At 55.5% G+C, this 595-nt stretch carries 2 protein-coding genes; one reads left to right on the top strand and one right to left on the bottom strand.

The genetic code is table 11. From position 1 onward, the window contains the following. The first annotated feature begins 122 nt into the window (after positions 1–122). A complete protein-coding gene (locus IEY52_RS26540) occupies positions 123–431 on the top strand; it encodes a hypothetical protein (RefSeq protein ID WP_189009734.1) in 309 nt (102 codons plus the stop codon). On the opposite strand, the gene IEY52_RS26535 is transcribed toward IEY52_RS26540, so the two are convergent. Further along, the coding region (locus tag IEY52_RS26535; RefSeq protein WP_189009731.1) for a transposase at positions 403–595 on the bottom strand (193 nt) is incomplete at its 5' end. The genes IEY52_RS26540 and IEY52_RS26535 overlap by 29 nt on opposite strands.

Raw genomic sequence — 595 nt, 5'->3', positions numbered from 1 at the left:
TTACCGACTCGAGGGGGCATGACAGGTCCATTCTCCCACCTGGGAGCCTGGCCTAACACACAATCATCTCAACGAACGACCCAGGTGATGACAGGAAGCATCTGTGAAATTGGGGACCCCGGATGCTGAAGTCCTTTTCTCCGGTGCTGCGCATGGGAGGGAGTACCCTTGCCCTGACCCTTTTGCTGGCCTCCTGTGCTTCCAACCCCACTTCCCTGCCCTCCCATGGAGAGGCCCGGTTCAAAGTGCTGGGTCTGACCGAAATCGTGGTTGGGGAAAGTGCAGGCATCCAGCCCCAGAACCTGACCAAGAGTGCCTTGCAGCTGAAAACCGTCAGCAACACCTATTGCAGGATCACGAAAGAGGTTGTGCAAGTGGATCTAAGTACCTCCCGGATAAACATCAGATTTGCACGGCTCCAAGCAGCTTGAAGGCGGCCAGCAAGGCCTCCGTTAGCTCCGCCACGGAGTTGTAGCACCGTCTGGGCATCAAAAAGCCCTTCAACTTCCGCCAGGTGGTCTCGATCAAGTTCAAAAACGGACAATACGCAGGCAAATACCGCAGATATAACCCCTGTTTCTCCCAATCCTCACGT

The organism is Deinococcus roseus (genome assembly GCF_014646895.1).
GTDB lineage: Bacteria > Deinococcota > Deinococci > Deinococcales > Deinococcaceae > Deinococcus_C > Deinococcus_C roseus.
Note: the sequence above shows the minus strand (reverse complement) of the source record. Positions and strands in the feature narration are given on the sequence as shown.

Excerpts from the sequence above, each read along its gene's own strand:
- IEY52_RS26540 (WP_189009734.1), top strand. The coding sequence starts at position 123 with ATGCTGAAGTCCTTTTCTCCGGTGCTGCGCATGGGAGGGAGTACCCTT.